The organism is Micromonospora sp. NPDC005220, assembly GCF_040607895.1.
GTDB lineage: Bacteria > Actinomycetota > Actinomycetes > Mycobacteriales > Micromonosporaceae > Micromonospora.
Map to the genome: position 1 here is coordinate 50,551 of NZ_JBEXHP010000022.1, position 22,816 is coordinate 73,366.

Annotated in this window: 16 protein-coding genes; 12 read left to right on the forward strand and 4 right to left on the reverse strand. The window is 73.2% G+C overall.

Translation table 11 applies throughout. The annotated features are described in order from the left end of the window. Positions 1–17: 17 nt before the first annotated feature. Both ABZU52_RS12505 and ABZU52_RS12510 read left to right on the forward strand, forming a co-directional pair. Positions 18–1,571, forward strand: coding sequence for an anthranilate synthase component I (locus ABZU52_RS12505; RefSeq protein WP_354971158.1), 1,554 nt, complete (start codon positions 18–20; stop codon positions 1,569–1,571). Positions 1,572–1,617: 46 nt separating this feature from the next. Continuing rightward, positions 1,618–2,214, forward strand: coding sequence for a Trp biosynthesis-associated membrane protein (locus tag ABZU52_RS12510; RefSeq protein ID WP_354971159.1), 597 nt, complete (start codon positions 1,618–1,620; stop codon positions 2,212–2,214). A gap of 28 nt (positions 2,215–2,242) precedes the next feature. Here the strand turns inward: ABZU52_RS12510 and ABZU52_RS12515 are convergent, their stop codons facing one another. Further along, on the reverse strand, positions 2,243–2,512 hold the full coding sequence (locus ABZU52_RS12515) for a hypothetical protein (protein ID WP_354971174.1): 270 nt from the start codon (positions 2,510–2,512) through the stop codon (positions 2,243–2,245). 486 nt (positions 2,513–2,998) lie between these two features. Here ABZU52_RS12515 and trpC point away from each other — a divergent pair, with 486 nt between their 5' ends. Genes trpC through trpA form a run of 3 tightly spaced genes read left to right on the forward strand, consistent with a single transcriptional unit; the run spans position 2,999 to position 5,883 of the window. Then, a complete protein-coding gene (gene trpC, locus ABZU52_RS12520) occupies positions 2,999–3,802 on the forward strand; it encodes an indole-3-glycerol phosphate synthase TrpC (protein WP_354971175.1) in 804 nt (267 codons plus the stop codon). A 37-nt stretch (positions 3,803–3,839) separates the two neighbouring features. After that, on the forward strand, positions 3,840–5,078 hold the full coding sequence (gene trpB, locus ABZU52_RS12525; protein WP_354971160.1) for a tryptophan synthase subunit beta: 1,239 nt from the start codon (positions 3,840–3,842) through the stop codon (positions 5,076–5,078). 1 nt (position 5,079) lies between these two features. Continuing rightward, the gene (trpA, locus tag ABZU52_RS12530; RefSeq protein ID WP_354971161.1) at positions 5,080–5,883 is read left to right on the forward strand and encodes a tryptophan synthase subunit alpha; all 804 of its coding nucleotides are present in this window, start codon (positions 5,080–5,082) and stop codon (positions 5,881–5,883) included. A 53-nt stretch (positions 5,884–5,936) separates the two neighbouring features. Here the strand turns inward: trpA and ABZU52_RS12535 are convergent, their stop codons facing one another. Beyond that, on the reverse strand, positions 5,937–6,458 hold the full coding sequence (locus tag ABZU52_RS12535) for an NUDIX hydrolase (RefSeq protein ID WP_354971162.1): 522 nt from the start codon (positions 6,456–6,458) through the stop codon (positions 5,937–5,939). Between the two features lie 102 nt (positions 6,459–6,560). Between ABZU52_RS12535 and lgt the strand changes: the two genes are divergently transcribed. Together lgt and ABZU52_RS12545 are read left to right on the forward strand one after the other, a co-directional pair. Then, entirely contained in the window at positions 6,561–7,739 is a 1,179-nt protein-coding gene (gene lgt, locus ABZU52_RS12540) for a prolipoprotein diacylglyceryl transferase (RefSeq protein ID WP_354971163.1), read from the forward strand. Positions 7,740–7,754: 15 nt separating this feature from the next. Continuing rightward, positions 7,755–8,942, forward strand: a complete 1,188-nt coding sequence (locus tag ABZU52_RS12545) for an NAD(P)/FAD-dependent oxidoreductase (RefSeq protein ID WP_354971164.1) — start codon at positions 7,755–7,757, stop codon at positions 8,940–8,942. Between the two features lie 60 nt (positions 8,943–9,002). Here the strand turns inward: ABZU52_RS12545 and ABZU52_RS12550 are convergent, their stop codons facing one another. Then, positions 9,003–9,848 (reverse strand): GNAT family N-acetyltransferase, encoded by an 846-nt coding sequence (locus ABZU52_RS12550; protein WP_354971165.1) that lies wholly within the window; start codon positions 9,846–9,848, stop codon positions 9,003–9,005. A 144-nt stretch (positions 9,849–9,992) separates the two neighbouring features. Here ABZU52_RS12550 and gltB point away from each other — a divergent pair, with 144 nt between their 5' ends. The 3 genes from gltB to ABZU52_RS12565 all read left to right on the forward strand — a co-directional run bounded on the left by gltB (position 9,993) and on the right by ABZU52_RS12565 (position 17,786). Beyond that, positions 9,993–14,699, forward strand: coding sequence for a glutamate synthase large subunit (gltB, locus tag ABZU52_RS12555; protein ID WP_354971166.1), 4,707 nt, complete (start codon positions 9,993–9,995; stop codon positions 14,697–14,699). After that, positions 14,692–16,224, forward strand: a complete 1,533-nt coding sequence (locus tag ABZU52_RS12560) for a glutamate synthase subunit beta (RefSeq protein ID WP_354971167.1) — start codon at positions 14,692–14,694, stop codon at positions 16,222–16,224. Before gltB ends, ABZU52_RS12560 begins: the two co-directional genes overlap by 8 nt. A gap of 263 nt (positions 16,225–16,487) precedes the next feature. Beyond that, on the forward strand, positions 16,488–17,786 hold the full coding sequence (locus ABZU52_RS12565) for an MFS transporter (protein WP_354971168.1): 1,299 nt from the start codon (positions 16,488–16,490) through the stop codon (positions 17,784–17,786). 316 nt (positions 17,787–18,102) lie between these two features. Here the strand turns inward: ABZU52_RS12565 and ABZU52_RS12570 are convergent, their stop codons facing one another. Next, complete coding sequence (locus ABZU52_RS12570; protein WP_354971169.1) at positions 18,103–19,635, reverse strand: M1 family metallopeptidase; 1,533 nt, start codon at positions 19,633–19,635, stop codon at positions 18,103–18,105. 132 nt (positions 19,636–19,767) lie between these two features. On the opposite strand from ABZU52_RS12570, the gene ABZU52_RS12575 reads away from it, so the two are divergent. Together ABZU52_RS12575 and ABZU52_RS12580 are read left to right on the forward strand one after the other, a co-directional pair. Beyond that, positions 19,768–22,461 carry a hypothetical protein gene (locus tag ABZU52_RS12575; protein WP_354971170.1) on the forward strand — a complete coding sequence of 898 codons (2,694 nt, stop codon included), beginning with the start codon at positions 19,768–19,770 and terminating at the stop codon, positions 22,459–22,461. Positions 22,462–22,587: 126 nt separating this feature from the next. After that, the coding region (locus tag ABZU52_RS12580; RefSeq protein ID WP_354971171.1) for a hypothetical protein at positions 22,588–22,816 on the forward strand (229 nt) is incomplete at its 3' end.

Genomic DNA, 22,816 nt, shown 5'->3' on the forward strand with positions numbered 1-22,816 from the left:
GAGAGGCAGGCACGGTCATGACCGACGGCACCCTCAGCCCTGACCTGGCCACCTTCACCGCGCTGGCCGCCGACTGGCGGGTGGTGCCGGTCACCCGGCGGCTGCTGGCCGACGCGGAGACCCCGGTCGGGGTCTACCGGAAGCTGGCCGGCGGACCGGGCACGTTCCTGTTGGAATCGGCCGAGCAGGGCGTCGGCTCGGCCGGGATGGCCTGGTCGCGGTACTCGTTCATCGGCGTCCGCAGCAGCGCGACCCTGATCGAACGCGACGGCGTGGCGACCTGGCTCGGCCAGCCGCCGACCGGGCTGAGCACCGAGGGCGACCCCGTGCAGATGTTGCGGGAGACGGTGGCGGCGCTGGCCGGCCCTGTCGGTGACCCGTCCGACGGTCTGCCGCCGCTGACCGGGGGGATGGTCGGCTACCTCGGTTACGACCTGATCCGGCGCTTCGAGCGGTTGCCCGAGCTGACCGAGGACGACCTGGGCGTCCCGGAGCTGGGCATGATGCTCGCCACCGACCTGGTGGTGCTCGACCACTACGACGGCTCGGCGATCCTGGTCGCCAACGCGGTGCTGCCGCCGTTGGACGCCCCGGACCGCGCCCCGCAGGTCGCCGCCGCCTACCACCACGCGGTGGGCCGGTTGGACGCGATGACCACGGCGCTGTCCCGGCCCATCCCGCCGATGATCTCCACGGTCGAGCGTCCGCCGGCCGGCGAGGTGCTCTGCCGTACGTCCGACGGTGGCTACCCGAAGGCGGTGGAGGCGGCGAAGGAGGCGATCCGGGCCGGTGAGTGCTTCCAGATCGTGCTCTCCCAGCGCTTCGAGCGGACCACCCACGCCGATCCGCTGGACGTCTACCGGGTGCTGCGCACCAGCAACCCCAGCCCGTACATGTACCTGCTGCGCTTCGACGGGTTCGACATCGTCGGCTCCTCCCCGGAGGCGCACCTGAAGGTCACCGGGGCCGCGGACGGTCGGCGACGGGCGTTGCTGCATCCGATCGCCGGCACCCGGCCGCGCGGCGGCACCCCCGCCGCCGACGCCGCGCTCGCCGCCGAGCTGCTCGCCGACCCGAAGGAACGGGCCGAGCACGTGATGCTTGTCGACCTCGGCCGCAACGATCTGGGCCGGGTCTGCCAGCCCGGCAGCGTGGAGGTGCCCGAGTTCGCCACCATCGAGCGGTACAGCCACGTCATGCACATCGTCTCCACCGTCACCGGCACCCTGCGTGATGACCAGAGCGCCTTCGACGCGCTGGCCGCGACCTTCCCGGCCGGCACGCTCTCCGGGGCGCCCAAGGTGCGCGCCATGGAGATCATCGAGGAGTTGGAGCCGGTCCGTCGTGGCATCTACGGCGGCACCGTCGGCTACTTCGGCTTCGGCGGAGACCTGGACATGGCGATCGCCATCCGGACCGCGCTGATCCGCGACGGCCGCGCCTACGTCCAGGCCGGGGCGGGGGTGGTCGCCGACTCGGACCCGGCCGCCGAGGACCAGGAGACGCGGAACAAGGCCGCGGCCGTGCTGGCCGCGATCGCGGCCGCCGAAACCCTCCGGCCGGCTCGGTGAGTGCAGCGGAGCGGAGCCCCGCAGTCGCGAACGAAGGACCAGCGCGATGAGCGTGAGCGGCGGGGAGCGGTCCGTCGTGGGCCGGCGCGCGTTGACGTACGCCGTGTTGCTCTGCCTGGCCGGCGCGAGCCTGGCGCTGTGGGCCGCGACGCGTAGCTGGTCGGTCGAGTTGACGGTCCGCCCGGCGCCGCTGCCGCCGGTGCGCGACACCCGCAGCGGTGCGAGTCTGCTGCCCTGGCTGCCGGCGTTGGCCCTGGTGACCTTGGCCGGGGGTGGCGCGGTGCTGGCCACCCGGGGCAACCTGCGTCGGGTGCTCGGTGTGCTGCTCGGCGTGCTCGGTCTGGCCGTGGCGGCCGGCGGCGGGTATGGGCTGGTGGCCGACGTGGGCGGCGCGGTCAGCCGGCAGTGGCCGGCGCTCTGTCTGATCGGCGGCCTGCTGGCGGCCGTGGGCGGCTGGTGGACGGCGTTGCGGGGCGGCGACTGGCCGGCGATGGGCGCCCGGTACGAACGTCCGGCGCGAATCGCTCCGGAGGCCGCGTCGGCGCAGCGCGACCCGGCCGGGCCGCCGACGCCGTTGGCGGGGCGGCGGACCACCGAGGCGTGGGACGCGCTGGACCGGGGCGAGGACCCGACGGCCGACTGACGCGGTGGCCGCGACGGCCGGCGGTTTGTCAGCCGACCGGCTGGCGTTCCCACTGGGCGCGGTGACTGGCGGCGCGGGCGGCGCTCAGCTCGGCGACCAGGCGGTTCAGCTCGGCGCGTTGGTCGGCGCGGGCCCGGTCGGCGCAGACCGCCTCCCAGGCGTTGCCCCGTGCCGTCCGCATCCGTCCCTCGCCCACCACGGCCCGTTCCACGGTGTGCACCACTCCGACGGCGAGCGACGCCACCGTCCGCGAGATGGTGGTCAGTCCGATGGTCGGGTGCGGCTCGGAAATGCTCATGGTCACCTCGCAGGAGGAGTTGCGGCGGTCGGGCAGGCGCGCCATCGAGTCTGCCCGAGGACGATGCTCGCCGGCCGACGTTTCGCCGCGGTGACCGCCCGGTCAACTGTCCCGCCTCGGCCGTGAACAGGGACCGTCCGTTCGGCCTTGAGCTTGCTCACAGCATCGATCGGCATCGCTGCCGGCGGGCGCCGGACGGAGGGAGGTGGCATGATCGATGGATCGGCCGGGTCCGACCGCGGCCGCCAGGCCCCATACCGCGTGACGGTGGTCGATACCGGAGGTGGCGCTGCGTGACAACCCCTTCACGGCAAGTCGGCCATTATGCCGCAGCCCTTTTCGTGAGCAGCGCCATACCCCCGGCATTCGGCGTCGGCCGGCTGCCCCTAGCATCGGCCCATGACGCCCGGAGAGGGGAGTCCGTTCGTGACTGCTGAACATGCGCAGGCGGAGGGGGACGAGGCCGGCCAGGCAGCGTCCGTAAGCGTGCTCGACGAGATCCTGGCCGGCGTGCGTGAAGACGTCGCCCGACGCCAGGAGCAGGTTCCGCTGGAGCGGATCCGTGAACTGGCGGCGGCGGCGCCGCCGCCGATGGACGCGTACGCGGCGCTGCGTAAGCCCGGCGTGGCCGTTATCGCCGAGGTGAAGCGTTCGTCGCCATCCAAGGGCCGGCTGGCCGAGATCGCCGATCCGGCTGACCTCGCTGTCGACTACGCGGCCGGTGGGGCGCGGGCGATCAGCGTGCTGACCGAGGGGCGCTGGTTCGGCGGTTCGCTGGACGACCTGGCGGCTGTCCGTGCCGCGGTCACCGTGCCGGTGCTGCGGAAGGACTTCGTGGTCTCCAGCTACCAGATCCACGAGGCCCGCGCGCACGGCGCCGACCTGGTGCTGCTGATCGTCGCCGCCCTGGAGCAGAACGTCCTGACGGGCCTTCTGGAGCGGATCGAGTCGCTGGGCATGACCGCGCTGGTCGAGGTGCACGACGAGGAAGAGGCCGACCGTGCGTTGGAGGCCGGCGCGCAGGTGATCGGGGTCAACGCCCGTGACCTGCGTACCCTGAAGGTCGACCGGTCGGTGTTCGAGCGGATAGCGCCCGGCCTGCCCAGCAGCGTCGTCAAGATCGCCGAATCCGGCGTTCGTGGCCCGCACGACCTGATCCGGTACGCCTCCGCGGGGGCCGACGCGGTCCTCGTGGGCGAGGGCCTGGTCACCCAGAAGAGCCCCCGCGAGGCGGTGGCCGAACTGGTCAACGCCGGCAACCACCCGGCGACGCCCCGGCCGGTGCGCTGACCCGCGCCGGTGTGACGCCCCACCGAGAGGATTTCCGATGAGCGCCGATGCGCTGGCCCCGGTGGCCGGCTCGCAGCCCGACTCCGCCGGCCACTTCGGCCGCTTCGGCGGTCGGTTCGTGCCCGAGGCCCTGGTGGCCGCGCTGGACGAGCTCGACGGGGCGTGGCGTACGGCGATGGCGGACGAGTCCTTCCGGGCCGAGTTCGGCGCGCTGCTGCGCGACTACGCGGGCACGCCGTCGTTGCTCTACGAGGCCCGGCGGTTCTCCGCGAAGGTCGGCGCGCGGGTGCTGCTCAAGCGCGAGGACCTCAACCACACGGGTGCGCACAAGGTGCGCAACGTGCTCGGCCAGGCGCTGCTCACCAAGCGGATGGGCAAGACCCGGGTGATCGCGGAGACCGGTGCCGGTCAGCACGGTGTCGCCACCGCGACCGCCGCCGCCCTGTTCGACCTGGAGTGCGTGGTCTACATGGGCCAGGTCGACACCGAGCGGCAGGCGCTCAACGTGGCCCGGATGCGGATGCTCGGCGCGACCGTCGTCCCGGTCACCAACGGTTCGCGCACCCTGAAGGACGCGATGAACGAGGCGATGCGCGACTGGGTGGCCAACGTCGACGAGACGCACTACCTGATCGGCACCGCCGCGGGCCCGCACCCGTTCCCGGCGATGGTGCGCGACTTCGTCCGGGGCATCGGTGACGAGGCCCGCCAGCAGTGCCTGGACCTCACCGGTGGGCTGCCGGACGCGGTCACCGCCTGCGTCGGCGGCGGCTCCAACGCGCTCGGCATCTTCCACGCGTTCGTGGGCGACGAGGCGGTGCGGCTGTACGGCTTCGAAGCCGGTGGCGAAGGGGTGGCCACCGGCCGGCACGCGGCGAGCATCACCGGCGGGTCCGCCGGGGTGCTGCACGGCACCCGCACCTTCGTGCTCCAGGACGCCGACGGGCAGACCCTGGAGTCACACTCGATCTCCGCCGGCCTGGACTACCCGGGCGTCGGGCCCGAGCACGCGTGGCTGCACGACACCGGCCGGGCCAGCTACCTGCCGGTCACCGACGACGAGGCGATGGCCGCGTTCGAGCTGCTCTGCCGCACCGAGGGCATCATCCCGGCGATCGAGAGCGCACATGCGCTCGCCGGCACCGTCGCGCTGGCCCCGAAGCTCGCCGCCGAGCTGGGCCGGGAGCCCACCATCGTGGTCAACCTCTCCGGTCGGGGCGACAAGGACGTGCACACCGCCGGCGACTACTTCGGCATCCTCGACAAGGAGCGGTGAGATGAGTCGGATCGGGGTGGCCTTCGACAAGGCCCGCGCGGACGGACGGGCGCTGCTGATCGGCTGCATGCCGGCCGGTTTCCCCACCGTCGAGGGCAGCATCGCCGCGATGACCGCCATGGTCGAGGCCGGCGTCGACGTCATCGAGGTGGAGATCCCCTACTCCGACCCGGTGATGGACGGGCCGGTGATCCAGCGGGCCAGTGACATCGCGCTGGCCGGGGGCGTACGCACCGCGGACACGATGCGCATCATCGAGGCGGTGGCGGCCACCGGCGCTCCGGTGGTCACCATGACCTACTGGAACCCGGTCGAGCGGTACGGCGTGGACGTCTTCGCCCGTGACCTCGCCTCCGCCGGCGGCACCGGTCTGATCACCCCGGACCTCATCCCCGACGAGGCCGACGAGTGGCTGGCCGCCTCGGACGCGCACGGGCTGGACCGCACCTTCCTGGTCTCGCCGTCGTCCACCGACGCCCGGCTGGCGATGACGACCCAGCACTGCCGTGGTTTCGTCTACGCGACCGCCGTGATGGGGGTGACCGGTGCCCGGGCGCGCACCTCGGACGCCGCCCCGACGCTGGTCTCCCGGGCCCGCGCGGTCACCGACCTGCCGATCGGTGTCGGCCTGGGTGTGGGCACCGGCGCGCAGGCCGGCACCGTCGCCGGTTACGCCGACGGTGTGATCGTGGGCAGCGCGCTGATCCGGTGCCTGCTCGACGCGCCCACCGAGGCGGATGGGCTGGCCGCGCTGCGTACCCTCAGCGCCGAACTCGCCGAGGGCGTCCGTAACCCCACCCGCTGAGCCCGGCCGCGCCAAGCGCGACCAGCGGCGGACCTCGGGACGGTTGCGGCTTGTCAGGGGTGCAGGGACGGGTCCGCGACCTCGCCGCGTTGCTCCGGCGGCTGCCCCGAGGCGACGGTGTCGGGCACCCAGGGGACGTCGCGGAGCACGCCCGAGCGGTCGGCGGTCGCGTCGGTGACGGCGGCCCGGGTGAGTGGGGTGACCACCGCGGGCAGCGCGTCGGGGGAGTGCCAGGACAACCGGCAGCCCGGCGGTGGGTCGGTGGCGGGTCGCACCCCGGCCGCGCGGGCCCGGAACACGTGTACGAGGACGTCCGGCAGCGGCCCGGCGCGCCCGGCCGCAGCCTCCCCCGAAGGACCGCCCAGGTGGTAGACGCCGACCAGGTCGATCAGCTCGATGTCCCAGCCGGTCTCCGCGCGGATGTCCCGTAGCGCCGCCCGCACCGGGCCCTCGGCCGGCCGTAGCCGCCCGCCGGGCAACGCGTAGCGGCGCGTCCCCCGGCCCTGCTGGCAGAGCAGCACCCGACCGGTGTCGTCGGTGACGACCGCGGCGACCGCCCAGGTGAGCGCGCTCATGGACAAAGAGCGTACGGCGGTGCAAACCAGAAGTCACCGGGATGCGCGCTCCAGCGGCCCGGGGTGCCGCTGCGGGGGTGTGCAGCGGTAGCGTGTGCACCCGTGACCCTCGCCTCGCTCTCCCCCCAGGCGGCCCTGCCCAGCCCCAGCACCGCGGTCTGGCAGCTCGGGCCGGTGCCGATCCGGGCCTACGCGCTCTGCATCATCGCCGGCATCGTGCTGGCCTGCTGGGTGACGGAGCGCCGGCTACGGCAGCGCGGCGTCGCGCCTGGCGCGGTGCTCGACATCGCCGTCTGGGCGGTGCCCTCGGGCATCATCGGTGCCCGGATCTACCACGTGGTCACCTCACCGGAGAAATACTTCGGCGCCGGCGGGGAGCCGATCAAGGCGTTCGCCATCTGGGAGGGCGGTCTCGGCATCTGGGGCGCGGTCGCCGGTGGCGCGGTCGGCGTCTGGATCGCGGCCCGGCAGCTGGGCATTCCGTTCGGTGTGGTGGCCGACGCGCTGGCCCCCGGGCTGCCGTTGGCCCAGGCGGTCGGCCGGCTCGGCAACTGGTTCAACAACGAGCTCTTCGGTGGCCCGACGACCCTGCCGTGGGGCCTGGAGATCCATCGGATGGACCCGGACAACCCCGGGCACGCGCTCCGCGACGACGCCGGGCAGCCCATCCTCGAACCGGGCCTCTACCACCCCACCTTCCTCTACGAGGCGCTGTGGAACCTCGGCGTCGTGGCTCTGGTCCTCATCGTCGACCGTCGGCTCAAGCTGGGTCGGGGTCGGGCGTTCGCGCTCTACGTGATGGGTTACACCGTCGGCCGGTTCTGGATCGAGCTGATGCGCACCGACGAGGCCAACCACATCCTCGGCGTCCGGCTCAACGTCTGGACCGCCGCCCTGGTCTTCCTCGGCGCGTTGATCTACTTCGTCCGGGTGCGTGGCCCTCGGGACTACCTGATCCCGCTCGGCGCGGCGGCGACGACGACCCCGCCCCCCACGTCCGACCTGTCCCAGGTCGACCTCTCCGAGCGGGAGACCCCCGCGCGGGCCGCCGCGCCGGAGGGCTACCAAGTGGTGAGCGAGGAGCAGTACGCCGCCTGGCAGGAAACCGGCGTCGTACCGCCGACCGACGACGACTCCCCGCCGGACGACGGGGAACGGTCCGACGACGAGGGCGCAGTCCACGTCGCGTCGGGCGACGACGAGCCGGCGGACGATCCCTCCGCCGTTCGCACCGACCGGGCCGACGCCACCGGCGCGCGTCCCGCCGACCGGGACAGCTGAGCGGAGGCGGCACCGATGCGAAGCGCGGTGGTGGTCGGCGCAGGGGTCGGTGGCCTCGCGGTGGCCGGCGCGCTGGCCCGTTCCGGCTGGCAGGTCACAGTGTTGGAACGCGCCGAACGGGTCCGTCCCGAGCCGACCGCCGTGGTGCTCTGGCCCAACGGCGTCCGCGCGTTGCAGGCCCTCGGCCTCGGCGCGGGCCTGGCCGCCATCGCCACCCCGCTGCCCGATGGCGGGGTCCGTCGCCCGGACGGGCACTGGCTCGTGCAGCCCCGGCCCATCCCGGCCGACCGGATGCCGGTGGTGGTGCACCGGGAGGATCTGCACGACGCGCTGATCGCCGGCCTCGGCGACCGGGTCGAGCTGCGGACCGGGGTGACAGTGCGCCACGTCCGCGTCGAACCGGGCGAGCGACCGGGAGTCAGCGACGGGCGGCACACCATCGAGGCCGACCTGGTGGTCGCCGCCGACGGCACGGACAGCGGCATCCGCCGCCAACTCGCGCCCGACTCCCGGGTGGTCAGCTCCGGGTGCGCCGCCTGGCGGGCCGTCATTCCCTGGTACCAGGCACCTCGACTCCCCGACGATCAGTCGCTGGCCGGTGAGATTCTCGGCGCGGGTTACCGGTTCGTGGCCGCGTCGCTCGGCGAGCGCGGCTCCTCGGGCGGGTCCACCCGGGGCGGCATCTACTGGGTGGCCACCGCAGCCGGCGCGCCACGCCCGGAACCACCGGAGACCCAGCTCGCCCTGCTGCGCCGCTGGTACGCGGGCTGGCCCGCGCCGGTCGGCGCGCTGCTCGACGCCACCGACCCGGCCGACCTGGTTCAACAGGAGGTTCGCGAGCTGCGCCCGCTGCCCCGGGCGTACGGCTTTCCGGTCGGGCCCGGTGGGGTGGTGCTGCTCGGCGACGCGGCGCACGCCATGCCCCCGCACCTCGGGCAGGGCGCCTGCCTCGCGTTCGAGGACGCCGCCACACTCGCGTCGCTGCTGCGGGAGGCCCGGCTGCCCGACGCCGTCCAGGCGTACGACCGGGTGCGCCGTCCGCGGGCCGCGACGGTGGTCCGACAGACCCGGCGGATGTCGGCGGTGCTCCAGACCCGGGGCCGGTTGGCGCTGCGCGCCCGGGACGCCGCACTGGGCACGATCAACACCCGGCTGCTCTCCAGCGCCGCGGCCTCCGCGGCCCAGTGGCGCCCCCCGACCTGACCTCCGCGCCCACCGACCGGACCTCGGCGCCCACCGACCTGACCTCGGTCGGCCGGCAGATCAGGGGATGAGGGCGGCGGGTTCGGCGATGCAGGCGGTGCCGATTCGGCGGAAGCCGACCCGCAGGTAGACCCGGGCGATCTCCTCGCTGCCCGCGGAAAGGAAGACCAGCTCGGTGCCGGCCGCCAGCAGTTCCCGGGCCAGGGTGGCGGTGAGCGCGGCGCCCAGCCCGCGTCGCCGGGCGGACGGCAGGGTGGCCACCCCGGCGATCTCCGCGACGTCGTCCACCCGCATCGCCATGCCGCTGGCCAGCGCGCCCTCGGTCGGAGTGCCGGCCAACGCGGAGATCCGTCGGCCGTCGGCGATCCGGTCGCGCTCCTCGTCGAGCGCGGCCAGTTCGAGTTCGGTGACGGCGGCGTCGCGTTCGGCCGGGCCGGCCTCACCGGGTGCGGTGCCGGCAGCGGCGAACGACACCGCCGCCACCGCGCGCCGGGCGGCGACATCGGCGGCGAAGTCGGGGGAGTCCGCTCTCAGCACCCGCACCCCCGCCTTGGACAGCGTCGCCGGGTCGGGCAGCGCGCTCGGGTCGAGCACCATCAGCGGCGCCTCCAGCACGCTGAGCCCCGCCGAGCGGGCCACCGCCAGCAGCTCGGGGGTCGTCTCGTGCACCCATTCGAAGGCCTCCGGCAGGCCCAGCTTCCGCTGGCGCTCGCGGACCGAGGCCACGTCGGCCAGCGACGGCGGCTCGGTGGCGTCGATCCGGGGGCGGGCGTAGAACGGCCAGCCGAGGCCTTCGCGGACGAACAGCACCAGCCCGCCATGCTCCTCCGCAGCGGCGACGTCGCGGGGCACCGCGTCGTAGAAGCGTTCCAACCGGTCGAAGACGTGCTTGTGTAGCGGATCCACCGCGCGAGACTACACGTCCCAGCCAGTGGACGGTGTGATCAATCTCAGGTGGCCGTGCGACCCCGGCCCTAACGTAGACTCAATAGACCCACGGGCCGACGTCGTCCCCACCATGATCCAACCTGAGTGACGACAGGAGGCCCGGTGGCTCAGCCGTACGCGGACACAGAACAGCCGCACAGCCCGCAGGCGTCCCCGACGCCCCACCCCCGTCCGTCCGCCCAGGGCCTCTACGACCCAGCGCAGGAGCACGATGCCTGCGGCGTGGCCTTCGTGGCGGACCTGCACGGCCGGCGTTCACACTCGGTCGTCGCCAACGGGCTCGGCGCGCTCTGTCGGCTGGACCACCGGGGCGCCCGTGGCGCGGAGCCGAACACCGGCGACGGCGCCGGCATCATGATCCAGGTGCCCGACGCGTTCCTGCGCGCGGTTGCCGACGTCGCGCTCCCCCCGGCGGGCGAGTACGCCACCGGCCTGGTCTTCCTCCCCGACGACGATGCCGCCGAGGCGCGCGCCCGTCGAGTGGTCGAGAAGTACGCGCTGGTCGAGGGTGCCGATCTGCTCGGCTGGCGGGACGTGCCGATCGACCCGAGTGACCTGGGCGAGACCGCCCTGGCGGCGATGCCCCGGGTTCGCCAGCTCTTCCTGGCCGCGCACCGCCTGACCGACACGCCCGACGGGCCGGCCGGCTCCCCGCTGCGCGGCATCGAGCTGGACCGGGTGGCGTTCTGTCTGCGTAAGCAGGCCGAACGGGAGACCGCCGAGCGGGGCGTGCCGGCGTACTTCCCGTCGCTGTCCAGCCGCACCATGGTCTACAAGGGCATGCTCACCCCCGACCAGTTGCCGGCGTTCTACCCGGACCTGCGCGACGAGCGGGTGGAGAGCGCGATCGCGCTGGTGCACTCCCGCTTCTCCACCAACACCTTCCCGTCCTGGCCGCTGGCGCACCCGTACCGGTTCATCGCCCACAACGGCGAGATCAACACGATCCGGGGCAACCGCAACTGGATGCAGGCCCGCGAGGCGTTGCTGCGCTCGCCGAACGTGCCGGGCAACATCCGGCGGATCTTCCCGGTCTGCACCCCGGCCGCCTCCGACTCGGCGAACTTCGACGAGGTGCTGGAGCTGCTGCACCTGGCCGGGCGGAGCCTGCCGCACGCGGTGCTCATGATGATCCCGGAGGCCTGGGAGAACGACCCGGGGATGGATCCGGCCAAGCGGGCCTTCTACCGCTTCCACGCCAGCCTGATGGAGCCGTGGGACGGTCCGGCCTCGGTGGCCTTCACCGACGGCGAGATCGTCGGCGCGGTGCTGGACCGCAACGGGCTGCGCCCGGGGCGCTGGTGGCAGACCGACGACGGGCTGGTGGTGCTCGGCTCCGAGGCGGGCGTGCTCGACCTCGACCCGGCCCACGTGGTCGCGAAGGGGCGACTCCAGCCGGGCCGGATGTTCCTGGTCGACACCGTGGCCGGGCGGATCGTGCACGACGAGGAGATCAAGTCCGAGTTGGCCGTCGCCCAGCCGTACGGCGAGTGGCTGCACGCCGGGCTGATCGAGCTGAACGACCTGCCGGCCCGCGAGCACATCGTCTACACGCACGACTCGGTGCGCCGCCGGCAGCAGACCTTCGGCTACACCCAGGAGGAGCTGAAGATCCTGCTCGCGCCGATGGCGCGCACCGGCGTCGAGCCGCTCGGCTCGATGGGCACGGACACCCCGATCGCACCGCTGTCCACCCGGCCCCGGCTGCTCTACGACTACTTCCACCAGCTCTTCGCCCAGGTCACCAACCCGCCGTTGGACGCCATCCGGGAAGAGTTGGTGACCAGCCTGGCGTCGACCATCGGGCCGGAGGGCAACCTGCTCGACCCGGGTGCCGCGAGCTGCCGGCAGATCGTGCTGCCGCACCCGATCATCGACAACGACGAGCTGGCGAAGATCCTCTCCATCGACGAGGACGGCGACCTGCCCGGCTTCAAGGCGGTCCGGGTCTCCGGGCTGTACCGGATCCGGGAGGGCGCGGCCGGGATCAAGGCACGGCTGACCGAGATCTGCCGGCACGTCTCCGAGGCGATCGAGGACGGCGTCCGCATCCTGGTGCTCTCCGACCGGGACTCCAACGCCGACCTGGCACCGATCCCGTCGCTGCTGCTCACCGCCGCCGTGCACCAGCACCTGGTCCGCGAGCAGACCCGTACGCAGGCGGCGCTGATCGTCGAGTCCGGCGACTGCCGGGAGGTGCACCACGCGGCGGTGCTGATCGGCTACGGGGCGGCGGCGGTCAACCCGTACCTGGCGTTCGAGTCGGTCGAGGACATGATCGCCGCCGGCATCCTGGCCGGGGTGGAGCCGGCCGCCGCGGTGCGCAACTACGCGAAGGCGCTCGGCAAGGGCGTCCTGAAGATCATGTCCAAGATGGGCATCTCGACGGTCTCCTCGTACTGCGGGGCGCAGGTCTTCGAGGCGGTCGGCCTGGACAGCCGGCTGGTCGAGCGCTACTTCCGGGGCACCCCCAGCCGGATCGGCGGGGTGGGTCTGGCGGGCGTGCACGCCGAGGTGGCCGCCCGGCACGCGCTGGCCTGGCCGCCGGCCGGCACCGCCACGTCCGACCGGCTGGAGGTCGGTGGCGAGTACCAGTGGCGCCGCGAGGGTGAGCTGCACCTGTTCAACCCGGAGACGGTCTTCCTGCTCCAGCACGCCACCCGCAGCCGGCAGTACGACGTCTTCCGGCAGTACACGGCCAAGGTCGACGCGCTCGCCGCGCAGGCCGGCTCGCTGCGCGGGCTGTTCACCCTGCGCACCGGGGTCCGCCCGGCGGTGCCGATCGAGGAGGTCGAGCCGGCCACCGAGATCGTCAAGCGGTTCGCCACCGGCGCCATGTCGTACGGGTCGATCTCGGCGGAGGCGCACGAGACGCTCGCCATCGCCATGAACCGTCTCGGCGGCAAGTCCAACACCGGTGAGGGCGGCGAGGACGTCGAGCGGCTGCACGACCCGGCCCGCCGTTCGGCGGTCAAGCAGATCGCCAGCGGCCGGTTCGGCGTGACAAGTGAATACCTGGTCAACGCCGACGACCTGCAGATCAAGATGGCCCAGGGCGCCAAGCCGGGCGAGGGCGGTCAGCTGCCTGGCAACAAGGTCTGGCCGTGGATCGCCCGGACCAGGCACGCCACCCCCGGTGTGGGTCTGATCTCCCCGCCGCCGCACCACGACATCTACTCCATCGAGGACCTCGCCCAGCTGGTGCACGACCTGAAGTGCGTCAACCCGGCGGCCCGGGTGCACGTCAAGCTGGTCAGCGAGGTCGGCGTCGGCACCGTCGCCGCCGGGGTGGCGAAACTCAAGGCGGACGTCATCCTGATCTCCGGCCACGACGGCGGCACCGGCGCGTCCCCGCTGAACTCGCTCAAGCACGCCGGCACCCCGTGGGAGCTGGGGCTGGCCGAGGCGCAGCAGACGCTGTTGCTCAACAAGCTGCGCGACCGGGTCACCGTGCAGGTCGACGGTCAGCTCAAGACCGGCCGGGACGTGCTGATCGCGGCGCTGCTCGGCGCGGAGGAGTTCGGCTTCGCGACCGCGCCGCTGATCGTCGAGGGCTGCGTGATGATGCGGGTCTGCCACCTGGACACCTGTCCGGTCGGCATCGCCACCCAGAACCCGGTGCTGCGGGAGCGCTTCACCGGCAAGCCGGAGTTCGTGGAGAACTTCTTCCTCTTCCTCGCCGAGGAGGTCCGGGGTTACCTGGCCGAGTTGGGCTTCCGGTCGATCGAGGAGGCGATCGGGCAGTCCGAGCTGCTCGACGTGGCCCCGGCGGTGACGCACTGGAAGGCGCACGGGCTGGACCTGGCGCCCGTCCTGCACCTGCCGGAGCTGCCCGCCGGTGCGGCGCGACGCGGGGTCCGGGCCCAGGATCACGGGCTGGAGCAGGCACTCGACAACGAGCTGATCGCGTTGGCCCGTCCGGCCCTGACGGATGGGGCGCCGGTGCGCGTCGAGGTGGCGGTGCGCAACGAGCACCGCAGCGTCGGCGCGATGCTCGGCGGCGAGGTGACCCGTCGCTTCGGCGGCGCCGGCCTTCCCGAGGACACCATCGAGTTCGTGCTGCACGGCACGGCTGGGCAGTCGTTCGGCGCGTTCCTGCCGCGCGGGGTGACCCTGCGCCTGCACGGCGACGCCAACGACTACGTGGGCAAGGGCCTCTCCGGCGGGCGGCTCATCGTCCGTCCGGACGCCGCCGCGCCGTTCCTCGACCCCGACGCCGAACCGGGGCAGCGGGCCGAGGATCAGATCATCGCCGGCAACACCATCCTGTACGGGGCCACGGCGGGCGAGGTCTTCCTGCGCGGCCGGGTGGGGGAGCGGTTCGCGGTACGCAACTCCGGAGCGATCGCCGTGGTCGAGGGCGTCGGTGACCATGGCTGCGAGTACATGACCGGCGGCACGGTGGTGGTCCTCGGCGGGACCGGCCGGAACTTCGCGGCCGGCATGTCCGGCGGCACGGCGTTCGTGCACCGATTGGACCGCGCCCGGGTCAACGCGGAGCTGGTCGACCTGTTGCCGCTGGGCGAGCAGGAGCAGTCGCTGCTGCACGAGCTGGTCCAACGGCACGTGGCCGAGACCGGGTCGGCGGTCGCCGAGGAGCTGCTCAAGCGGTGGCCGGAGGCGGTGGCCGAGTTCACCGCTGTGGTACCCCGCGACTACCGCCGGGTGCTGGAGATCATGCGGGCCGCCGAAGCAGCCGGCCGCGACGTCGACGACGCGGTGATGACAGAACTGACCGCACCCGCTGTGCCGGCGATGCCGGTGCCGCCCGCCCCGCGGGTGGCTGCCCAGGAGGTGGCACGTGCCTGACCCGAACGGTTTCCTGCGCTACGACCGGCGGCTGCCGGCCCGCCGCCCGGTGCCGGTGCGGATCAGCGACTGGCGGGAGGTGTACCCGCCGGCCGGTGAGGAGTTGGTCCGTGAGCAGGCCACCCGATGCATGGACTGCGGCATCCCGTTCTGCCACGACGGCTGCCCGCTGGGCAATCGCATCCCGGACTGGAACGACCTGGTGCGTACCGGCAACTGGGACGCCGCGGTGGAGTCGCTGCACGCCACCAACAACTTCCCGGAGTTCACCGGCCGGCTCTGCCCGGCGCCCTGCGAGGCGGCCTGCGTGCTCGGCATCTCCGGCGGTCAACCGGTGACCATCAAGCAGGTCGAGGTGGAGATCGCCGACGCCGCCGCGGCGCGTGGGTTCATCCCCCGCCCGGTGCCGGCGCCGTCCGGCCGGTCGGTCGCCGTCGTCGGCTCCGGGCCCGCCGGCCTCGCCGCCGCCCAGCAGCTGGCCCGCGCCGGTCACGCGGTGACGGTGTACGAACGCGACGACGCGATCGGTGGTCTGCTCCGGTACGGCATCCCCGACTTCAAGTTGGAGAAGCGGCACATCGATGCCCGGTTGGCCCAGCTCATCGCCGAGGGGGTGCGTTTCCGTACCGGCGTGAACGTCGGCGTGGACGTCACCGCCGAGCAGGTGCGCGCCGAGCACGACGCGGTGCTGCTGGCCGGCGGGGCGTTGCAGGGCCGGGACACCCCGGAGACCCCCGGGCGGGCGCTTCGGGGCGTACACCAGGCGATGGAACACCTGGTCGCGGCGAATCGCGCGGTCGCCACCGCGGCCACCGATCAGGCCGGCGTCGTGGCCACCGGCGAGCGTCGGCTGGCGCCGGCGGTGCTGCCGGACGGCACTCCGATCGACGCGGCCGGCAAGCACGTGGTGATCATCGGTGGCGGTGACACCGCGGCCGACTGTCTCGGCGTCGCGCACCGCCAGGGTGCCGCCGGCGTGCACCAGCTCGACCTGTACCCGCAGCCGCCGCAGGAGCGCGACGAGTCACGGGACCCATGGCCGACCTGGCCGTGGGTGCTGCGCAGCTACCCGGCGCACGAGGAGGGCGGCGAGCGGGTCTTCGCCGTGGCGGTGCAGGAGTTCGTGGACGACGGCACCGGCCAGGTGCGGGCGGTGCGGATCGCCGAGGTGACGGTGGAGAAGCGCGACGGCCGGCGGGTCGTCACAGTGGTGCCGGGCTCCGAGCGGGAGCTGCCGGCCGACCTGGTGCTGCTGGCGATCGGCTTCGAGGGCACCGAGCAGCAGCCGCTGCTGGCCCAGTTCGGGGTGGCTCGCAACCCGCGGGGCGCCATCGACGTCCGGGACGACTGGCAGGCCGCCGACGGGGTGTTCGTGGCCGGTGACATGCACCGGGGCGCCTCGTTGATCGTCTGGGCGATCGCCGAGGGGCGGGCGGCGGCCGCCGCCATCCACGGCTACCTGGGCGGTGTTGGCGCGTTGCCGGCCCCGGTCGGCCCGGCCGCCCAGGCGCTCGCCGTTCGCTGAGTTGACGGCGTCCGGTCGGTGCGGCAGCGGACCTGCCGCACCGACCGGACATTCCCGCTGGTGAAGCCCCTCACAAAGATGGGCAAAAAGGTTTAAGCCGGCAAGACTTGTCGGCTGCCGAACCGCCCCGCGATCGGTGTGGAGAACCATGCTGCCGATCGCTGGAGGTTCGTCGTGGCCAGAGGTGCCACCTTCGCCGCGCTGCCCACCGCAACTACCGGATCTGGGCCCTCGCCGGCTTTGTCTCCGTCATCGGCACCTGGATGCAGGTCCTCGGGGTCAACTGGTACGTCCTGAAGGAGACCGGCTCGGCGACGTCGATGGGCTTCGCCGTGCTGCTCCAGGCGGCGCCCACGTTGCTGCTCAGTGTCTGGGGTGGGGTGCTGGCCGACCGTCTGCCGGCCCGCCCGCTGCTGATCACCGCCCAGGTGGCCCACGCGGCGCTCGCCGCCGGACTGGCGGCGGTCGCAGTGACCGGGGTCGGCGGCCTGCCGCTGATCTTCGCGATCTCGCTGGCCACCGGTGCCGTCTCGGCGATCGAAGGCCCGGTGATGGGGCGCTGGGCCGCCAGCCTCGTCGACCGGAAGACGCTGGGTAACGCCCTGGCGCTCGGCTCGCTCACCAACTCCGCCGGCCGCATCCTCGGCATGAGCCTCGGGGCCGTGGTGGTGGCCGCCGTCGGCCCCGCCCTGCTGTTCGGCATCAACGCGGCCAGCTTCGCCGCCGTGGTGGTGGCGCTGTTCGCCGTACGCCCGCAAGCCGTGCCCGGCCTTCCGGTCCCGGACGGCGGCCCGACCCGTGGCGGTGTCCGCGCCGGGTTCGCCTACCTGCGTGGGCAGCCGGTGCTGCTCCTCGCGCTCGCCCTGTCGTTCGTGCTCGGCAGCCTGGGCCGCAACTACCAGGTGACCATGGCCGCGATGAGCGACGGGCCGCTGGACGCCGGCGCCTCCGGGTACGGCTTCCTGTCGACCGTGTTCGCGGTCGGGACGGTGCTGGGCGCGCTGGTCGCGGCCCGTCGACGTTCGCTGGGGTACCGGACGCTGATCGTCGCGGGCCTGTTTGCCAGCGGGTTGCAGGTCGTCGCCGGCCTCGCACCGGGCACCTGGAGCTTCGCCGCGGTGATCCTGCCGATCGCCGCCGCAGCGGTGGTCATCGACACCACCGTCGGCACCCGCGCCCAGCTCGACACCGACGGCGCGATGCGGGGCCGGGTACTCGCCGCGCTGGCGGTCACCGGCTCGGTCTCCGCCGCGGTCGGCGCGCCGCTGCTCGGCTGGCTCGCCGAACACGCCGGGCCGCGCCAGACACTCGTCCTCGCCGGCTCTGCCGCCGCCATCGCCACTGTCGCGGCGGCCGTCGCCCTGGATCGGCAGCACGGCCGCGCGACGGCCCTCGCGCTGGTCGTTCCGCAGCCCCGCCATCCGGTACGACGAGCGGCGTTCCGGGCCGCCCGCATCGTCCGGCCCGCCGGGGCGGTCTGCGTCATCGCCCCCGCCGGCCCCACTGCCGGTTCGATCCGGTTGGGGGAGTTGGCCCTCGCCGGCCAGGGCGTACGCCGCTGAGGCAGCCGTCACCGTTTGCGGGACCAGACGGGACGAAGACCATCGTTACGCTGCGATCATGGACAATGCCGAGCGGCTACGGCGAACTCGCCGGTGGCGTTCCCGCCGCTCTGGTTCGCGTACCGGCACATCCGCGCCGTCGAAGCGGCGAACCCCGTAACCCCGTAACCCCCGCCGCCGGCCGGGCTGCTCCGACCCCGCCGGTCGATCATGGAGTTGTGGTGGGCAGAAGGTGCGCCCTTGCCTGATATGTGAGGCACCACAACTCCATGATCGACGCGGCGGTGGGGGGTGGGGTGGGGGCGGCGGTGGGGGGCTAGTGCGACATCAGGTGGTGGGCCTCGCGGATCTTGGACCAGGACTTGGGTTCGGTTGGCGGGGCGGCCTTGCGGGCGGTGGTTGCCACGTCGGGCCGGCCGGCGGTGAACAGCCAGGTGGTGAAGAGGTCGTCCAGGTCCAGCCCGGAGATCCGTTCGGCCAGTGCCTGGAACTGCTCGATGGTGCCGTTGCCGTACCGGTGCTCGGCGGTCCAGGCCGGCAGGATCTCGAAGAACGCGTCGTCGCCGACGGCCAGCCGCAGCTGGTGCAGGGTCATCGCACCTCGGTCGTAGACGGCGTCGTCGAAGATCCGACCGGCGCCCGGGTCGCCGGGCAACACCTGCCAGAACTCGTCGTCGGCCGGGTAACTGGCGTAGGTGAAGTCGAAGACCTCCTGGGCGGTGCCCTCACCCTGCTCCTCCGACCAGAGCCACTCGGCGTACGACGCGAAGCCCTCGTTGAGCCAGATGTTGCGCCATTCGGCCACCGAGACCGAGTCGCCGAACCACTGGTGGGCGTTCTCGTGCGCCACCACGTACGTGTTGGCGCCGCGTCGCCAGAAACCCGGCCCGTACACCGGTCGGGTCTGCGTCTCCAGGGCGAAGCCGATGCCGTCCACCGGCCCGGCCACGCCGCCCTGCGCCTCGAACGGGTACGGCCCGAAGATGCCGCTCTCCCAGTCGACGATCTCGCCGGTCCGCTCGATGCTGGCCCGCGCGGCCGGCCCGAGCGCGCCCAGCGAGGTGCTGTACGCGTTGATCACCGGCTGGCCGCCCGGGGTGGTGTCGGTGACGATGTCGTACTGGCCGATCGCCATGAAAGCCAGGTAGGTGGCAGTGGGGGAGGTGGTCCGCCAGATCCACCGGGTGCGGTTGCCGGCCTCGGCCAGCGGCGGCCGCGGCTGCACGCCGTTGCTGATCACCTCGACGCCGGTGGGCACCGACACCGAGATGTCGTAGGTGGCCTTGTCCAGTGGGTGGTCGTTGCTCGGGAACCACCACCACGCCGACTCGGGCTCGTTGACGGCCAGGGCGCCGTCGTCGGTACGCGTCCAACCGGTGTAACCGTCGACCAGGGTCTCCGACGGGACACCGGAGTAGCGCACCACGATGGTGAGCTGCTGGCCCCGGGTCACCGTACGGGCCGGGGTGACCACCACCTCGTGCGCACCCGCGGTGCTGGTGCTCGCCGCCCAACCGTTGACCCGGACCGACTCGACGTCGAGCAGGAAGTCCAGATTGAACGTCGAGAGGTCCTGGGTGGCGGTGGCGAGGATGGTGGTGGTGCCGGTGAGCAGGTCGGTGGCCGGTTCGTAGCGCAGCCGGACGTCGTAGTGCTCGACGTCGTAGCCGCCGTTGCCGTAGTCGGGGAAGTACTTGTCGCCCAGTCCGGGCGCGCCGGGTTGCGGCGCGGCGGTGACGACGGGCCGGCCCCAGGCTGTCGGGGCGGCGTGGCCGGGGGTGCCGGCGAGCATGGTGCCGGCGGTGGTGAGGGTCAGGGCGGTGGTGGCCGCCGTGAGGACTCGTCGCACGGGGTGGACTCCCTCCATCGGGTGTTCGCCACGCCAACCTAATCGACAACCGTGAACGTCGCTGGCCCGCGGTCGCCGGCCTCTGGCGTGCCTTGCGCCACAAGGTCACACTGTGTGGATCGGAGGTGACGCGTGCGGCGGTCGGAGGTGCCCAAGCGGGAGTTGATCGGCCAACGGCAGTCGGCTGGCGGCCGGGAGCGGATACCGGCCGGCGGGTTGGAGTTCTTCGCGCTGCTCGCCCGTTTGCTGCGGCGACCCCGCCGCGGTGACCGCCGGCTGCCGCTGCTGTGGCTGGTCCGCTCCGACACAGTGGATCTGATGGTGCCGCTGCGCCGGTTCCTCGGCCAGGGCCCCCGGCGGCGGGTCCCGCACGCCGTGCTGGACGCCGACGTGCCACCCGGGGCCGGGGACGTGCCGGCGCTGCTGCGCGAGCTGTACCGGCAGCTCTCCCTGGAGGCCTTCGGCGCCGCCCGACTGCGCTTCCGGCACTATCCGCTCGCCGACTGGCTGATGCAGCAGAGCCTCAGCCCGGGCATCGACGCCGACGACAGCCGGGCTGCCCTGGTCCGCCGGCTGCGCGACCGCAAGGGCCCACGGACGCCGGAGGCGTTGCCCTCCGGCGGGGACGCGGTCAGCATCGTCTCGCAGGTGCTGCTCTGGCTGGTCCGTCGCGCCGTGCCGGGGGTGGTCTTCCGGGCCGCCGTCTCCGGTCGGGTGCCGGTGCTCGGGCGGCACTACAACTGGTTCATGCGTCAGCAGTACCTGGCGCCCCGGCAGTCGGTCACCTTCCTCGGCTTCGCCGAGCGGCTCACCGCGGGCTGGCGCGACGGGGAGCAACCCGACCAGGTCAACAAGCTGCTGCTGCACGCGTTCCTGGAGGACCTGCGGCAGGCGTACCGGCGTCGACCGTGGCGTCCGTCGGACTGGCGGCGTACCGCGTACCCGGCGCTGCTGATCGATCACGTCGCACCCGGCAACGTCGGCGGGGAACTGGTCCGCCTGATCGGCGACGTCCGCACCGAGACCGGCCGCAACGACCCGTTGCTGATCGTCGCGTCCGGCGGGCAACCCCCACCGGACCTGCCCGAACCGCACCCGTTGACCGAGGCCGACGAGGCGTACGACGAGTGGGCCGAGGCGCTGCCGGAGATGCGGCGGCTGCGCCGACCGGCCACCTGGCTGGTGGCGTTGCGTCCCGACGAGACCGACACCGGCCCACCGTCGCGGGGCGGGCTGCGGCCCTTCTCCGCGCCTGACCCGCCGTGGTGGTCGCGACGCTTCCTGCCGGCGGCGCTCTGTCTGGTGCTGGTGGCGTCGCTCGGCCTGTGGGTGGCCAGCCGGTGGGGGCCGGGCTGTCACCCCTCGCTCACCGGCCAGGTCTCGGTCGAGGTGGTCGGCAGCGGCGAGTGTGTCGGCTACAGCGACAGCGCCGCGCAGGTGTTCAACAACGACCCCGGCCAGGACCGGCTGCGCACCATCCAACAGCGCATCTTCGCGCAGAACCGCGCCGCCGAGGAGGTCTGGCAGCGCAGCGACCGCCGGCGGCCCTTCCTCACCCTGGTCTACCTCGGCACCCTGACCGGCAACCGGACCCGCGCGGACGAGGAGTCGTACGTCTCCGAGCGCGAGGAGCTGGAGGGCATGGCCACCGCCCAGTACGCGTTGCTGAAGGAGTCGGCTGGCGCGGACGGCGCGGCGCTGCTGCGAATCGTGATCGCCAACGGCGGCCGGCAGATGATCTACGCCGACCGGGCCGTGGCGATGCTGGCCGAGCTGGCCCGCGACGACCCCACGGTGCTCGGCGTGGTCGGGCTGGTGGAGAGCCGCACCAGCACCGCCCGCGCGTTGCGGGAGCTGAACCAGATCGGCCTGCCGGTGCTGGCACCCACCCTCTCCGCCGACAAGATGGACGCCAACTCCCGCCTCTACCTCCAGATCTCCGCGCCGAACCGGGATCAGGTGAAGCTTGTCGACGCGTACGCCAAACAGGTGTTGAAGGTCAACGAGGCGCATGTCTTCTACACCACCCTGGAGGGCAGTTCGCTCACCGAGGACCTGTACGTGGGCACCCTCGTCGACGGGCTTCGACAACAGTTCGGCACCCGGATCACCCGCCTCGACGAGTGGCGCACCGGGCAGCGGTTGACCGACGAGTGCGGCTACCCCGGGCTGCTCTTCTACGCCGGTCGTTGGTCGGAGTTCGACGGCTTCCTGCGGGCGCTGCGCGAGTGCGGCGGCAACCCGCCCCGGCACCTCGTCGCCGACGACTCGGCCAACCGCTACATGGCCAACAAGGGGCTGCGGGCCGCCGCGCCCGGCAACCTGCCCGTCACGTACGTCTCGAAGGCGGCCCTGGCCACCTGCGCGGCGCTGCGGGCGGCCCAGGACCGGCGCGACGACGCGCGGGCCAGCTTCCTGTCCTGGATCCAGGCCGACGACCTGCTCGACCCGCCGCGCTGCCGGCCGGGCTCCGAGGAGCAGGTCGGCGAGCGGGTCAGCCTCGCCTACGACGCGGCGATGATGCTGATCCGGGCGGTGGAGAGCCTCGCCGCCCGGCTGCACCACGCCGACCCCCGGCAACGCTGGGAGCCGGATTCGGTCAACCCGGTGGGCGTGCACGCGGAGGTGCTCCGGCAGAACGCCGGTCAGGGCTACCCGGGGGTGGCCGGGCTGATCCGGTTCACGCCCGACTCGGGGGAGCCGGTCGACAAGCGGCTGGCCCTGATGCGGGTGGAGCAGGTGCCCGACGTGGCGAGGGCGCCGGTGGAGGTGTTCCGCTGCGGGGTGGCCGACGCTGCCGGCCCGGCGGCGTGTGGCCCCGCCTGACCGGCCCGGCGGGGTGCGGCCCCGCCTGACCGGTCCGGCGGGACACGTCCTCGCAGGACTGTCCGGGTGCCGCCGGTGTCCGTTAGGGTTCCTGGGACCAGACGGCCGTGGCGTTGGGGGCAGAGGGTGGGCAGGCTCGCGTCGGCGTACGGGCAGGCGGTCAACTCCCACCGGGCGGCCTGGGCGCATCTGGACACTGCCCGCGGCGTCCTGGGTGCGGCACCGACCGCCGTCGCGCCGGGCGGCGTCGACGACCTGGTGGCCCGCCTCGCCCGGCTCGGGGCTTCGCTGGCCACGCCCGCCCCGGGCGTCACCCCGCTGACCGACGCGCCGGCCGCGGTGCGGATCGGCGAGG

Excerpts from the sequence above, each read along its gene's own strand:
- ABZU52_RS12535 (WP_354971162.1), bottom strand. The coding sequence starts at position 6,458 with ATGAGCGCGCTCACCTGGGCGGTCGCCGCGGTCGTCACCGACGACACC.
- ABZU52_RS12565 (WP_354971168.1), top strand. The coding sequence starts at position 16,488 with ATGCAGGTCCTCGGGGTCAACTGGTACGTCCTGAAGGAGACCGGCTCG.
- ABZU52_RS12515 (WP_354971174.1), bottom strand. The coding sequence starts at position 2,512 with ATGAGCATTTCCGAGCCGCACCCGACCATCGGACTGACCACCATCTCG.
- ABZU52_RS12545 (WP_354971164.1), top strand. The coding sequence starts at position 7,755 with ATGCGAAGCGCGGTGGTGGTCGGCGCAGGGGTCGGTGGCCTCGCGGTG.
- trpB (WP_354971160.1), top strand. The coding sequence starts at position 3,840 with ATGAGCGCCGATGCGCTGGCCCCGGTGGCCGGCTCGCAGCCCGACTCC.
- ABZU52_RS12510 (WP_354971159.1), top strand. The coding sequence starts at position 1,618 with ATGAGCGTGAGCGGCGGGGAGCGGTCCGTCGTGGGCCGGCGCGCGTTG.
- trpA (WP_354971161.1), top strand. The coding sequence starts at position 5,080 with ATGAGTCGGATCGGGGTGGCCTTCGACAAGGCCCGCGCGGACGGACGG.
- ABZU52_RS12505 (WP_354971158.1), top strand. The coding sequence starts at position 18 with ATGACCGACGGCACCCTCAGCCCTGACCTGGCCACCTTCACCGCGCTG.